Origin of the sequence: Micrococcus cohnii, assembly GCF_014205175.1 — a bacterium.
GTDB classification, from domain to species: Bacteria; Actinomycetota; Actinomycetes; order Actinomycetales; family Micrococcaceae; genus Micrococcus; species Micrococcus cohnii.
Genome location: NZ_JACHNA010000001.1, coordinates 368,360 through 382,191 on the forward strand (window position 1 = coordinate 368,360; position 13,832 = coordinate 382,191).

Consider the following 13,832-nt stretch of genomic DNA (forward strand, 5'->3'; position numbering starts at 1 on the left):
GCCGACCGACGCACTCGACCCGTCCAGGAGCGCTCCCGTGCACACTTCACGTCCTGACCGTGACGTTCGCCCCGCCGGCCCCGAATCGGACCGACTGCGGTCCGTCGTCGACGACGCGGTCGCCGATCTGGGCCTGCTCGTCGAGCAGGTCCGCGTCACCGGCGCGAGCCGGACGCCCACGCTGCAGGTGAGCCTCGATCGGGCTCGCGGCACCGAGGGTGTCGACATGGAGGCGATCGAACAGGCCACCGGCAGGGTGTCCGAGGCCCTCGACGCTCTCGGTGACGAGGTGCCCGGCGTCGGCTCGGGCGAGTACCTGCTCGAGGTCTCCAGTGCGGGCGTGGAGCGCCCGCTGACGCTGCCGCGGCACTTCGCCCGGAATCTCGGGCGGCTCGTCGAGGTCGCCGTCGACGGGGCCGAGCCGGTGCTCGCGCGCATCGTGTCCGCCGGGCAGGAGCAGGTCGAGCTCGCCGTGCACCGGCCCGGTGCGAAGAAGGGCATGCCGGCGAAGGAGGCGGCGCCGGTCGCCCACGCCTATGACCGCCTGGGACCGGCGGTCGTCCAGGTAGAGTGGGGGACCCGTCAGCAGGACGAGCCGGAGAGCGAGGACGCCGCCGGCACGCACGAGACCACGGAGGCCTAAGTGGATATCGACATGAGCGCACTGCGCATGCTGGAGAAGGAACGCGACGTTCCTCTCTTGAAGCTGATCCCGACGATCGAGCAGGCCCTGCTGACCGCTTATCACCGGGTGCCCGGCGCCGTGAAGCGCGCTCGCGCCGAGCTCGACCAGAAGACGGGTCGCGTGACGATCTGGGCCACCGAGATCGACGAGGACGGCACCGCCGTCGGCGAGTTCGACGACACCCCGAACGACTTCGGTCGCGTCGCCGCCGCCACGGCTCGCCAGATCATCGTGCAGCGCCTGCGCGACGTCGACGACGAGAAGGTCCTCGGTGAGTTCCGCGGCAAGGAAGGCGAGCTCGTCTCCGGCCAGATCCAGCAGGGCAACAACCCGCACATGATCCAGGTGAACCTGGGCACGATCGAGGCCGTACTTCCGCCGTCCGAGCAGGCGCCGGGCGAGGACTACAGCCACGGTCGGCGCCTACGCGCCTTCGTGGTGTCCGCGACCCGAGGCGCCAAGGGCCCGTCGATCACGCTCTCGCGCACCCACCCGGGTCTGGTCCGCAAACTCTTCGAGCTCGAGGTGCCGGAGATCGCCGACGGCTCGGTCGAGATCACCTCGCTGGCGCGCGAGGCGGGCCACCGGACGAAGATGGCCGTGCGCGCCAAGCGGCCCGGCATCAAGGCCAAGGGGTCGGCGATCGGAGAGATGGGCACGCGCGTGCGCGCCGTCATGACCGAGCTCAACGACGAGAAGATCGACATCGTCGACCACTCGGACGATCCGGCCACGATGATCACGCACGCCCTCTCGCCGGCGAGCGTCACCGCGGTCGAGATCGTCGATGAGGCCAACCACTCGGCGCGCGTCACGGTGCCCCAGGATCAGCTGTCTCTGGCGATCGGCAAGGAGGGGCAGAACGCCCGCCTGGCCGCAAAGCTCACGGGGTGGCGGATCGACATCGTGGGGGAGGGGTCGCAGGCCCCGCAGACCGAGGGATGACGTCCCCGCGCCCCGGCACGCGGCGAACGGCCCGGGAGGCGCTAGACTGATCCGAGTCCACTTTCTCGCGCGGCCCGATCCGTCGGGTGCCGCGAAGCAGCCAGGAGGCGTGCATGTCCTCGACCACGGTCGTGCGCACGTGCGTCGGCTGCCATGAGGCAGTGGACCAGCAAGAGCTGGTGCGCGTGGCCCTCGACCGCAGCACGGACCCCCCATCCGTGCACTGGGACGAGGACCGGCGACGCGGCGGCCGAGGTGCCTGGGTGCATCCGCGGTCTGACTGCGTCGAACGCGCCCTCGTCCGCCGGGGTTTCCAGCGGTCCTTCCGAGGCCCGGTGGACACGACGGCGTTCGAGGAGGCGTGGCGGAATGACGAGGTCTCGGCCTCGGGACGCCGCCCCACGTCCGACGCTTCCACACCGACAGATGAAGGCGGGTCAGAGATCTGATGCGTACCCGATGAGCACTGAAGCATGAGTGCCCAGCGATGAACATCACCCCCTGCTATCAGGCAGACCGTGCGTGTCGGCCGTCTCCGACGGCCCCGACGGTCTGGACAACGTCAACGGTCTTGCGCGACGAGCGCTGACGGCGGCCCACGGCCCCGTCCGGTCTCGCTCTCGCAGTGAGGCCAGAACAGGAGAACCGTGGCCAAGGTCCGCGTCCATGAGCTCGCCAAGGAGCTCGGCATTCCGTCCAAGGAAGCCCTCAGCAAGTTGAAGGAGCTCGGCGAGTTCGTCAGCTCCGCCTCCTCCACGATCGAGCCCCCGGTCGTGAAGAAGCTGCGCAACGCCTACGAGGGCTCCGCGCCCTCCGGTTCGGCCAAGCCTGCCTCGGGCGGGCAGTCCGGCCGCCCGACCCCGGCGTCGGCCGCGCAGAAGCCCGCCGCGCAGAAGCCCGCCGCGCAGAGCCCGGCGTCGTCTGACGCCGCCAAGCCCGGCCAGACGGCCGCACCGAAGCCCGGCCAGACGGCCGCACCGAAGCCCGGCCAGACGGCCGCACCGAAGCCCGGCGAGACGACGGCGCCGAAGCCGGGTCAGACCGCCGCTCCGACCCCGGCCGGGCCCGCTGGGACCGCCAAGCCCGGTCAGTCGGCCCCGTCGCCCAAGCCCGGTCAGTCGGCCGCGCCGAAGCCCGGTGAGGCGGCCCCGTCGTCCAAGCCCGGTCAGACCAGTGCGCCCAAGCCCGGTGCTGCGGCTCCGAAGCCCGGGGCGCCCAAGCCCTCCGCGGCCAAGCCGGGCGCTCCCCGTCCGGGCAACAACCCCTTCAGCCCCAAGGCCGGATCCGGCGGTCCGCGTCCCGGCGCCCGCCCCGGTGGTCGCGGCGGTCCGCGCCCGGGCAACAATCCGTTCGCGCCCAGCCAGGGCATGCGTGCCGGCCGTGACGACCGCGGCGGTCCGCGTCCCGGCGGTGCGCCTCGTCCGGGTGCCGGCGGACCTCGGTCCGCGGCCGGTGCGGCCGGTCCGCGCCCGGGTGCGCCGCGCCCGAACCCGGGCATGATGCCCAAGCAGATCACCCCCGCCCCGGCGCCCTCGCGCGGCGGCGGACGGGGACGCCCCGGCGGCGGCCCGGGCCGACCCGGCGGTCCGGGCGGTCGCGGCCGCGGCAATGCGCAGGGCGCCTTCGGACGCGGCGGCGGTCCTCGTCGCGGGCGCAAGTCGAAGCGCGCGAAGCGTCAGGAGTTCGAGCAGCAGCACACCCGCGAGATCGGTGGCGTCAAGATTCCCAAGGGCGACGGGAACACCGTCCTGCGCCTGCGTCGGGGCGCCTCGCTCGCGGACTTCGCGGACAAGATCAAGGCGGACACCGCTGATCTGGTGAAGGTGCTGTTCACGCTCGGCGAGATGGCCAGCGCGAACCAGTCGCTCGACGAGGACACCTTCGCGCTGCTGGGCGAGGAGCTGGGCTACAAGATCCAGATCGTCTCGCCCGAGGACGAGGACAAGGAGATTCTCGAGGCCTTCGACATCGACCTCGACGCCGAGGAGAGCAACGAGGACGATGAGGATCTCGAGCCCCGTCCGGCCGTCGTGACCGTCATGGGTCACGTCGACCACGGCAAGACGCGTCTGCTCGACTCGATCCGCTCCTCCAAGGTGATCGAGGGCGAGGCCGGCGGCATCACCCAGCACATCGGCGCCTATCAGGTGCCGGTGGAGCATGAGGGCGAGGACCGTCGTCTGACCTTCATCGACACCCCCGGTCACGAGGCGTTCACGGCCATGCGTGCCCGCGGCGCGAAGGTCACGGACATCGCCGTGCTGGTCGTGGCGGCCGATGACGGCGTCATGCCGCAGACCGTCGAGGCCCTGAACCATGCCCAGGCCGCGGACGTGCCGATCGTCGTGGCGGTCAACAAGATCGACAAGGAGGGCGCCGCGCCGGACAAGATCCGCGGTCAGCTCACCGAGTACGGCCTCGTGCCCGAGGAGTACGGCGGCGACACCATGTTCGTCGACGTCTCCGCCCGGGACGGGCTGAACATCGACAAGCTGCTCGAGGCGGTCCTGCTCACCGCTGACGCGGCCCTGGAGCTGCACGCCAACCCGGACAAGGCCGCACGCGGTGTCGCCATCGAGGCGAACCTCGACAAGGGCCGCGGCCCCGTGGTCACCGTGCTCGTGCAGACCGGCACCCTGCGTGTCGGCGACAACGTCGTCGTGGGCACCGCCCACGGCCGCGTGCGCGCCATGTTCGACGAGCACGGCGAGAGCGTGAACGAGGCGGATCCCTCGCGTCCGGTCCAGGTGCTGGGCCTGTCGTCGGTGCCGCGCGCCGGTGATGGATTCCTGGTGACCGAGGACGAGCGCACCGCACGTCAGATCGCCGAGAAGCGCGAGGCCGCCGAGCGGAACGCGCTGCTGGCCAAGCGGCGCAAGCGCATCACGCTCGAGGACTTCGACCAGGCGGTCGCCGAGGGCAAGATCGACACGCTCAACCTCATCATCAAGGGCGACGCGGCCGGTCCGGTCGAGGCGCTCGAGGACTCGCTGCTCAAGATCGAGATCGGCGAGGACGAGGTGCAGCTGCGCGTCATCCACCGCGGCGTCGGCGCCATCACGCAGAACGACGTGAACCTGGCGACCGTGGACAACGCGATCATCATCGGGTTCAACGTGCGCCCGGCCGAGCGCGTTTCGGAGCTGGCCGACAAGGAGGGCGTGGACATGCGCTTCTACTCGGTCATCTACGACGCGATCGACGACATCGAGAACGCTCTGAAGGGCATGCTCAAGCCGGAGTACGAGGAGGTCGAGCTCGGCTCGGCCGAGGTCCGCGAGGTCTTCCGCTCCTCGAAGTGGGGCAACATCGCCGGCTCGCTCGTGCGCTCGGGCCTGATCCGTCGCAATGCCTCGGCCCGCCTCGTGCGCGACGGCGCGGTCGTGGCGGACAAGCTCAAGATCGAGTCGCTGCGCCGCTTCAAGGACGATGCCACCGAGGTCCGCGAGGGCTACGAGTGCGGCATCGGCCTGGGCAGCTTCAACGACATCAAGGAAGGCGACGTCATCGAGACCTTCGAGATGCAGGAGAAGCCGCGCGTCTGACGCCCGGCTTCCCCTGCCGCCAAGGGAGAGGAGACCACCATGGCCGATCCGGCTCGCGCCGCGCGGCTGGCTCAGCGCATCAAGGTCCTCGTGGCCGAAGCGCTGCGGCGATCCGTGAAGGACGACCGGGTGGAGCCGGTGACCGTGACGGAGGTCCGCGTGACCAACGACCTCCAGCACGCCACCGTGTACTACACCGTCCTCGGCGACGACGAGACCGTCGCCGCCGCCCATGAGGGCATCCAGGAGAACCGGGGGGTCCTGCGCCGCGAGGTCGGCAGGAACCTGACGATCCGCCTGGTGCCCACGCTCGAGTTCGTCGCGGACACCGTCCCGGAAGCCGCGGCGCACCTCGAGGACGTGCTGCGCGCGGCCAAGGAGCGCGACGCGCAGATCGCCGCGGCCCGTCAGGGCGCGACGTTCGCCGGTGACGCGGACCCGTATCGCACGGGCGAGTCCGACGACGAGCGTGCGTGAGGACACCGACACGGTGACCTTACGACGCTCGGGCACCGCCCCCGACGCCCCGGGAACTCGGGCGTCGGGGGTCGTCCTCGTGGACAAGCCCGCCGGATGGACCTCGCACGATGTGGTCGGCAGACTCCGCCGACTCGCCGGCACCCGCAAGGTGGGCCACGCCGGCACGCTCGACCCGATGGCCACCGGCCTGTTGGTCGTGGGCGTCAACAAGGCCACGCGTCTGCTGACGTCGATCACCGGCACGGACAAGGTCTACGAGGCGACCATCAGGCTGGGTGTGCGCACCGTGACCGACGACGCCGAGGGCGAGGTGCTCGACGTGCGCCTGGCCAACGCCGTGACGCGCGAGCGCCTCGACGAGCAGATCGCCCGGTTGACCGGCGAGATCCTGCAGGCGCCGTCCTCGGTGTCCGCGGTGAAGGTCGACGGCCGTCGCGCCTACGATCGGGTGCGTGCGGGCGAGGACGTGCGCCTCGACGCGCGACCCGTCACGGTGCACGCCTTCGACGTGCTGGACGTGCGCCGGCTCGACGACGGTCGCGTGGTCGACGTCGACGCGCGCGTGCACTGCTCCTCGGGCACCTATATCCGGGCGCTGGCCCGGGATCTGGGGGAAGCGCTCGAGACCGGCGGGCACCTCACCGCGCTGCGGCGCACCCGCGTGGGCCCGTTCGACGTGACCGATGCGGCCGGCCTGGACGAGCTGGCCCAGGGCTTCCGCATGCGGGAGCTCTCGGAAGCGGCCGCGGGCCTGTTCGAGGTGCGTGAGCTCACCGAGGACGAGGCGACCGAGCTGGCCTTCGGCCGGGCGATCGAGGCGACCGGCGCTGCCGAGGGAGCCGACCCGGAGCGCCTGACCGCCGCCCGGCGTCCCGACGGGGTGGTCGTGGCGCTCGTGCAGGACGTGCGGCGTCGCGGCGAGCTCGTCGCCAAACCGCAGCTGGTCTTCGCCCCTGCCGAGGGAGGCGGATCGTGATCCTCGACGCCTGGTTCTGGAGCGGCGCCGTCATCGGGCTCGTGAGCCTTGCGGTGTGTGCGCTCGCGACCATCACCCGCCGTCACCCGGCCGACTCCTCGATCGTCTCCGTCGCCGCGGTGGAGCTGTTCGTGCTGGTCTATGCCGTGGCCGCGGCCGTGCGTCAGCTCTCCGGCACGTCGTTGAACGGCCCCGGCTGGGAGTTCTGGGGCTATGTGCTGACGGCGCTGCTCGTGCCGCCGATCGCGCTGGCCTGGGCCGTGACGGACAAGACCCGTTGGTCGAACCTTGTGCTCGCCGTCGCGGGGCCGACCGTCGTCGTCATGCTGCACCGCATGCAGTACATCTGGTTCGGACCATGGGGGTGAACGACGTGCAGGACACCGCAGCCGCGCGCGCGAGCCAGGCGCGCTCCGACCGACGCGACCGGGCTCGTCGCCCGCGGCGCAATGAGGGCCTGGGACGACTGATCGTCATGGTCTATGCCGTGTTCGCCCTCTCTGCCACGGCCCGCAGCCTGTTTCAGATCCTCGACCATTTCGGTCGGGCCCCCGCCGCCTATCTGCTCTCGGCGTTCGCGGCGCTGGTCTACATCGTGGCGACGCTGTCCCTGGCCCGCTCCGGCGACCGGGCCTGGCGGATCGCGCTGGTCGCCGTGCTCATTGAACTGGTCGGTGTGCTCGGCGTCGGTCTGGCCACCGTCCTGCACCCGGAGCTGTTCGCCGACGCGACGGTCTGGTCCCGCTTCGGCGCGGGCTACGGCTGGGTGCCGCTCGTGCTGCCCGTCGTCGGCCTCGCCTGGCTGCTCGCTCATCGTCCGTCCCCCGACCCCGCCCGGAAGGATCCCGCCCGTGCAGCGCTGGACTGATCCGTCACAGGTGCCCGCCGACCTGCCCCGCTCCGTGGTGACCATCGGCAACTTCGACGGCGTGCATGCCGGGCACCGCGCCGTGCTCGGCCGCGTCGTTGACCGTGCGCGCGGGATCGGCGCACCGGCGCTGGTGGTGACCTTCACCCCGCATCCGCGAACGGTGCACCGTCCCGAGGTCGAGCACGTGGGGATCCTGAGTGCGGACCAGCGGGCGCACCGTCTCGCCGAGTCCGGCGTGGACGGGGTGCTCGAGCAGCACTACACCCTCGAGTTCGCGCGGCAGAGCCCGGAGGAGTTCGTGCGCTCGACGTTCGTTGAGACCCTCAACGCCTCGGTCGTCGTCGTGGGCCGGGACGTGCGCTTCGGCCGGGACAATGCGGGGGACTTCGACACGATGGTCGAGCTCGGCCGTCGCCACGGGTTCGAGGTCGAGGCCGTCGAGGAGCTGCCGGCCGACGTGCCGGGGCACCCGGGCCGTCGGTGCTCGTCGACGTGGATCCGGCAGGCGCTCGCTGCCGGGGAGGTGGCGCAGGCCGCGGCCGTGCTGGGCCGCCACCATCGAGTCAGCGGCGAAGTCGTCCACGGGCACGCCCGCGGGCGCGAGCTGGGATTCCCGACCGCCAACCTGTGCGCCGACGCCGAGGGGCTGATCCCGGCGGACGGCGTCTATGCCGGCTGGCTGTGCGATGCCACCGGACGTCGGTGGCCCGCCGCGGTCTCGGTGGGGACGAACCCGACGTTCGAGGGCGTGCGCAGGACCGTCGAAGCCCACGTGATCGACCGTCCCGAGGAGCCCGTGGAGGATTTCGACCTCTACGGGCAGCGCGTCGACGTCGACTTCGTCGAGCACATCCGCGGCATGGTGGCCTACGAAGGCGTGGAGCGGCTCATCGCGCAGATGCACGATGACGTTCGTCGGGTCCGCGCGATCCTGTCCGAGACGCACGAGCCCGCCGAGGGCGACGGGCCGTCCGCCGCCCGAGCCCAGGCGCGTGGCTGAGACCCCGTCGCTGCCTGCACGTCCGGCCATCACGCGGTCGGGCGGCAGGAACCCGTTCGACGTCAGCGCTGCCGACGGCGAGCACTATGCCGCCGTCCGCCCGTCCTATCCCGCCGCCGCGGTGGACTGGGCCCTCGAGGGGGTGTCCGCCGGGGTGGACCAGGGCGGCGTTGCAGGGCCCCGCCTCGACGTCGTCGAGGTCGGTGCCGGGACGGGCCTGTGTACCCGGGCGCTCGCAGCCCATCCGGCGGTGGCCTCGGTGCGGGCCGTCGAGCCGGCCGAGCATATGCGCGCGCTCCTGGTCCGCGACGTCGTCGCCGGCTCCGACGGCCTCGTGCGGGCGCTGTCCGGCACCGGGGAGGCCACGGGCCTGCCATCGTCGAGCGCGGACGTCGTCGTGGCGGCCCAGGCCTGGCACTGGGTGGATGTCGCTGCCGCGAGCCGGGAGGCGGCCCGCGTGCTGCGGCCGGGCGGCCACCTGATGGCCGTGTGGAATCAGCTGGACACCCAGGTGCCGTGGGTCCACCGGCTCACGCGCATCATGCACGCCGGGGACGTGCACGCGGCCGCACCCGAGCAACGGCGGTTCGCCGCGCCATTCGGCGCTGAGGACCACGAACGGTGGACCTGGTCGCTGACCGTCACGCCGCGGACTCTGCACGCGCTCATGGCCTCGCGCTCGTACTGGTTGCGCTCCGGCGAGCGGACTCGTGCTCGCATGGCCGAGAATCTCTCGTGGTATCTGCACGAGCACCTCGGGCACGGGCGCGACGCCCAGATCGTCCTGCCGCATCTCACCGTCGCCTGGCGGGCTCGCGTGCGCTGAGCGCCGCCGGAGGGCGACGGAGGCCGGGGTTGGCCGGGACGGTCCTCGGGCAGTGACGAGGTGCCCGTGTAGAATGGCTCTCTGCGCCCGCTGCAGTCCGCGGTGGAGGGCGCGCCCGGTGCCCGGCGCCGGGTCACCTGTTCGCGGCACCATAGTGAAGGAGGCCTGTCATGGCCCTGGATCCCGCTGTCAAGCAGCAGATCATCAAGGAGTTCGCCACCCACGAGGGCGACACCGGCTCGCCCGAGGTGCAGGTTGCGGTGCTCACGCGCCGCATCAAGGACCTGACCGAGCATCTGAAGGACCACAAGCACGACCACCACACCCGCCGCGGCCTGATGGCCATGGTCGGTCGTCGTCGTCGCATGCTCGGCTACCTGCAGAAGGTCGACATCGAGCGCTACCGCTCGCTCATCGAGCGCCTCGGCCTGCGCAAGTGACCTCGTGCTGACCGGGCCCCGGGGCGGAACCGCGTGTCCGCCCCGGGGCCCTGTCGCATGTCCGGGCCCCGTCCTCGCCCCTGCCTCCTGGCCCCCGCCCTGGCCGCCGCGTAGACTCGGGCTCGGTGCGCGGCCCGTCGGGTCGCGGGCCCCGAATGCGGGGCATCACCAGACGAGAAACACCCGAGCACGCGTGACGATGCCGTGTGCGCCGCTGATTCGCGGTCCTCGACAGTGGCTCCCGGACGTCCGCCCGGCCTTCTCCGGAAGGCGGGGCGCGGACTCGCCGAGGGCCTCGATCGATGACCAGGACGGTGGCGCATCCGGCCGGCGCGTCTCACGACGCATAAGGAGGGGCCCATGGAAGGTCCTGAGATCACATACGCCGAGGCCGTCATCGACAACGGCGCCTACGGCAAGCGCACCGTTCGCTTCGAGACCGGCCGCCTCGCCCAGCAGGCCGCCGGCGCCGCCATGGTCTACATCGACGAGGAGACCTCGATGCTCTCCGCCACGACGGTGGGCAAGTCCCCGCGCGAGGGCTTCGACTTCTTCCCGTTGACCGTGGACGTCGAGGAGCGCATGTACGCGGCCGGTCGCATCCCCGGCTCGTTCTTCCGCCGTGAGGGCCGCCCGTCGACCGACGCGATCCTCACCTGTCGGCTGATCGACCGCCCGCTGCGCCCGGCGTTCGCCAAGGGCATCCGCAACGAGGTCCAGGTCGTCGTGACCGTCACCTCGATCGCCCCGGACGAGATCTACGACACGGTGGCCATCAACGCCGCCTCGATCTCCACGCAGCTCTCCGGGCTGCCGTTCTCCGGCCCGGTCGGCGGCGTGCGCATGGCCCTGATGGATGACGGCTCCGGCTCGCGCCAGTGGGTTGCGTTCCCGAAGCACTCGCAGCTTGAGGACGCTGTGTTCAACATGGCCGTCGCCGGCCGCATGACCGAGGACGGCGACGTCGCGATCATGATGGTCGAGGCGGAGGCGACGCCGCACGCCTGGACCTCGATCAAGGACAAGGGCGCGGCTGCTCCTACCGAGGAGGTCGTCGCCGAGGGCCTCGAGGCCGCCAAGCCGTTCATCCGCGCGCTCTGCGACGCGCAGAAGGACCTCGCCGCCCGTGCGGGGCGGCAGCCGGTCGATGTGCCGGTCTTCAAGGACTACGAGGATGACGCCTACGCCGCCGTCGAGAAGACCGCCACCGATCGCCTGACCGAGATCTTCTCGATCGGCGACAAGCAGGAGCGCGAGGCCGCCTCCGACGCCTACCACATGGAGGTGCTCGAGGAGCTGGCCGGTGAGGGCAAGGAGTTCGAGGAGCGCCGCGACGAGATCGCCAAGGCCTATGGAGCGGTCACCAAGGCGGTCGTGCGGCGGCGGATCCTCACCGAGCAGGTCCGCATCGACGGCCGCGGTCTGACGGACATCCGTCGTCTGACCGCCGAGGTCGAGGTGCTGCCCCGTGTACACGGCTCGGCGATCTTTGAGCGGGGCGAGACCCAGATCATGGGCGTCACCACGCTCAACATGCTCAAGATGGAGCAGCAGATCGACTCGCTCGCGCCGGAGACGGCCAAGCGCTACATGCACCACTACAACTTCCCGCCGTACTCGACCGGCGAGACCGGCCGCGTGGGCTCGCCCAAGCGCCGCGAGATCGGGCACGGCGCCCTCGCAGAGCGCGCCGTCGTGCCGGTGCTGCCCTCGCGCGAGGACTTCCCCTACGCGATCCGGCAGGTCTCTGAGGCCCTCGGATCGAACGGCTCCACGTCGATGGGCTCGGTCTGCGCCTCGACGCTGTCGCTGCTGAACGCCGGCGTGCCGCTGCGCGCTCCGGTCGCCGGCATCGCGATGGGCCTGGTCTCCGCCGAGGTGGACGGCCAGACCCAGTACGCGGCGCTGACCGACATCCTCGGGGCCGAGGACGCGTTCGGCGACATGGATTTCAAGGTGGCCGGCACCTCCGAGTTCGTCACCGCGATCCAGCTCGACACCAAGCTCGACGGTATCCCGGCCTCCGTGCTGGCCGCCGCGCTCACCCAGGCCCGCGAGGCCCGTCTGCACATCCTCTCCGTGCTCTCGGCCGCGATTGACGAGCCGGATGAGATGGCGCCGACCGCCCCGCGCATCATCTCGGTGAAGATCCCGGTGGACAAGATCGGCGAGGTCATCGGCCCCAAGGGCAAGATGATCAACCAGATCCAGGAAGACACCGGCGCGGACATCTCGATCGAGGACGACGGCACTGTGCTGATCGGCGCGACCGACGGCCCGGCGGCCGAGGCGGCCCGCTCGGCGATCAACGCGATCGCCAATCCGCAGGTCCCCGAGGTCGGGGAGCGTTACCTCGGCACCGTCGTGAAGCTGACCTCGTTCGGCGCGTTCGTCTCGCTCACCCCGGGCAAGGACGGCCTGCTGCACATCTCGGAGCTGCGCAAGCTCAACGACGGCAAGCGCGTCGAGGACGTTGAGGACGTGCTGGGCGTTGGCCAGAAGGTCCAGGTGGAGATCACCAAGGTCGACGACCGCGGCAAGCTGTCTCTCGCCCCGGTGGTCGCCGAGGGTTCCTCGGACTCCGACGGCGAGGGCTGATCTCGCCCGCGCGCTGAGCGCACCGCGCCGACGGCGTCGCCTCCGCAGCCCTGTCCGGGCCGGAGGCGGCGCCGTCGTCGTCTGTCTGCCGCGTCGCCTCGACGCGGTGGGCTCGGGGACAATGGCGGGCATGACCGATACGCAGCAGATCCCCCTGGACTTCACCGGAACCCTCGCCGACGACGGAGCCGGCGGCCTCGTGCGCCGCACCGTGCTGCCCGGGGGAGTGCGGGTGCTCACCGAGTCGATGCCGAATCAGCGCTCGGTCACCGTCGGCTTCTGGGTCGCCGTCGGCTCGCGGGACGAGTTCGCGTACGGCCACGGGGCCACCCACTTCCTCGAACACCTGCTCTTCAAGGGCACGCACACACGCTCGGCCATGGACATCGCGGCGGCGTTCGACCGGGTTGGCGGCGAGTCCAATGCGGGGACCGCGAAGGAGTCGACGGTCTACCACGCCCGCGTGCTGGATGAAGACCTGCCGATGGCCGTCGATGTGCTCGCCGACATGGTCGCCGCCTCCGTGATCGACCCGGACGAGATGGACGTCGAACGCGGGGTGATCCTCGAGGAGCTCGCGATGGACGCGGACGATCCGATGGACGCGGCCCACGAGAAGCTCGCCGAGGTGCTGCTCGGCGAACACCCGCTGGCCCGCCCGATCGGTGGCACCCCCGAGACGATCCGCGCGGTGACTCGTGAGCATGTGTGGGACCACTACCGGCACTGGTACCGCCCGGAGGAGATCGTGGTGACGGCCGCAGGCGGGCTGGACCACGACGAGGTGTGCCGACTCGTGGGCGAGGCCCTGACGCGGGCCGGGATGGACCTGCCCGAGGGGGCGGCACCCGCGCCGCGCCGGGCCGTGGACACGACGGCCGCGGCGCGGGCGAGCGTGGCCGAGGGGACCCACTCGGTGCACCGGCCGGTCGAGCAGGCCAGCGTGATCGTCGGCGGACGCTCTCTGTCCACGACCGATGAGGACCGCTTCGCCCTCGGCGTGCTGAACGCCGTGCTTGGCGGGGGCATGTCCTCGCGTCTGTTCCAGCAGATTCGCGAGCGGCGCGGGCTCGCGTACTCGACGTACTCCTTCTCCGCCGCCTACTCCGACGTCGGCTACTACGGTCTGTTCGCGGGCTGCCAGCCCTCGCGCGTGGACGAGGTGGCCGGGCTCATGACGGCCGAGCTCGAGCGTCTGGCCACCGATCCGGTCACCGTGGAGGAGCTCGACCGGGCACACGGCCAGATCTGCGGCGGCACGGTGCTGGGCATGGAGTCGACGGGCGCGCGCATGTCCCGTCTCGGCCGCGCCGAGCTGGTGCTGGGGGAGTTCACGGGCCTGTCCGATGCGCTCGCTCGGGTGCGCGCTGTGGATGCGGACGCGGTGCGCGGTGTCGCCCGACGCCTGCTGTCCGGTCCGCAGAGCACCGTCGTGGTGGGGCCGGTGGGCGCGGCCGGCTGATCCG

At 71.4% G+C, this 13,832-nt stretch carries 13 protein-coding genes; all 13 read left to right on the forward strand.

What is annotated here, in order from left to right; all coding sequences use genetic code 11:
• Window positions 1–37 precede the first annotated feature (37 nt).
• The 13 genes from HDA30_RS01725 (at window position 38) to HDA30_RS01785 (ending at window position 13,828) form a co-directional block, all read left to right on the forward strand.
• Window positions 38–643, forward strand: a complete 606-nt coding sequence (locus HDA30_RS01725; protein ID WP_288817862.1) for a ribosome maturation factor RimP — start codon at window positions 38–40, stop codon at window positions 641–643.
• Window positions 644–1,630 carry a transcription termination factor NusA gene (gene nusA, locus HDA30_RS01730; RefSeq protein WP_158495563.1) on the forward strand — a complete coding sequence of 329 codons (987 nt, stop codon included), beginning with the start codon at window positions 644–646 and terminating at the stop codon, window positions 1,628–1,630. It begins immediately after the preceding gene.
• A 113-nt stretch (window positions 1,631–1,743) separates the two neighbouring features.
• Complete coding sequence (locus tag HDA30_RS01735) at window positions 1,744–2,079, forward strand: YlxR family protein (protein ID WP_158495564.1); 336 nt, start codon at window positions 1,744–1,746, stop codon at window positions 2,077–2,079.
• A 198-nt stretch (window positions 2,080–2,277) separates the two neighbouring features.
• Window positions 2,278–5,175: a translation initiation factor IF-2 gene (gene infB / locus HDA30_RS01740; protein ID WP_184240926.1), complete on the forward strand. Its 2,898-nt coding sequence runs from the start codon at window positions 2,278–2,280 to the stop codon at window positions 5,173–5,175.
• A 39-nt stretch (window positions 5,176–5,214) separates the two neighbouring features.
• Window positions 5,215–5,652 (forward strand): 30S ribosome-binding factor RbfA, encoded by a 438-nt coding sequence (gene rbfA / locus HDA30_RS01745; RefSeq protein WP_184240927.1) that lies wholly within the window; start codon window positions 5,215–5,217, stop codon window positions 5,650–5,652.
• A 13-nt stretch (window positions 5,653–5,665) separates the two neighbouring features.
• Window positions 5,666–6,631: a tRNA pseudouridine(55) synthase TruB gene (truB, locus tag HDA30_RS01750; RefSeq protein ID WP_184242259.1), complete on the forward strand. Its 966-nt coding sequence runs from the start codon at window positions 5,666–5,668 to the stop codon at window positions 6,629–6,631.
• Window positions 6,628–6,999 (forward strand): hypothetical protein, encoded by a 372-nt coding sequence (locus tag HDA30_RS01755; protein ID WP_158495567.1) that lies wholly within the window; start codon window positions 6,628–6,630, stop codon window positions 6,997–6,999. The genes truB and HDA30_RS01755 overlap by 4 nt, the downstream gene beginning before the upstream one ends.
• 107 nt (window positions 7,000–7,106) lie before the next feature.
• Window positions 7,107–7,499: a hypothetical protein gene (locus HDA30_RS01760; protein ID WP_184242261.1), complete on the forward strand. Its 393-nt coding sequence runs from the start codon at window positions 7,107–7,109 to the stop codon at window positions 7,497–7,499.
• Window positions 7,483–8,502, forward strand: coding sequence for a bifunctional riboflavin kinase/FAD synthetase (locus tag HDA30_RS01765; RefSeq protein ID WP_158495568.1), 1,020 nt, complete (start codon window positions 7,483–7,485; stop codon window positions 8,500–8,502). The genes HDA30_RS01760 and HDA30_RS01765 overlap by 17 nt, the downstream gene beginning before the upstream one ends.
• Window positions 8,495–9,328: a class I SAM-dependent methyltransferase gene (locus HDA30_RS01770; protein ID WP_343059264.1), complete on the forward strand. Its 834-nt coding sequence runs from the start codon at window positions 8,495–8,497 to the stop codon at window positions 9,326–9,328. Before HDA30_RS01765 ends, HDA30_RS01770 begins: the two co-directional genes overlap by 8 nt.
• Before the next feature lie 170 nt (window positions 9,329–9,498).
• A complete protein-coding gene (gene rpsO, locus HDA30_RS01775) occupies window positions 9,499–9,768 on the forward strand; it encodes a 30S ribosomal protein S15 (RefSeq protein WP_158495570.1) in 270 nt (89 codons plus the stop codon).
• Window positions 9,769–10,128: 360 nt separating this feature from the next.
• On the forward strand, window positions 10,129–12,366 hold the full coding sequence (locus tag HDA30_RS01780; protein WP_158495571.1) for a polyribonucleotide nucleotidyltransferase: 2,238 nt from the start codon (window positions 10,129–10,131) through the stop codon (window positions 12,364–12,366).
• A 130-nt stretch (window positions 12,367–12,496) separates the two neighbouring features.
• Complete coding sequence (locus HDA30_RS01785) at window positions 12,497–13,828, forward strand: M16 family metallopeptidase (protein WP_158495572.1); 1,332 nt, start codon at window positions 12,497–12,499, stop codon at window positions 13,826–13,828.
• Window positions 13,829–13,832 lie beyond the last annotated feature (4 nt).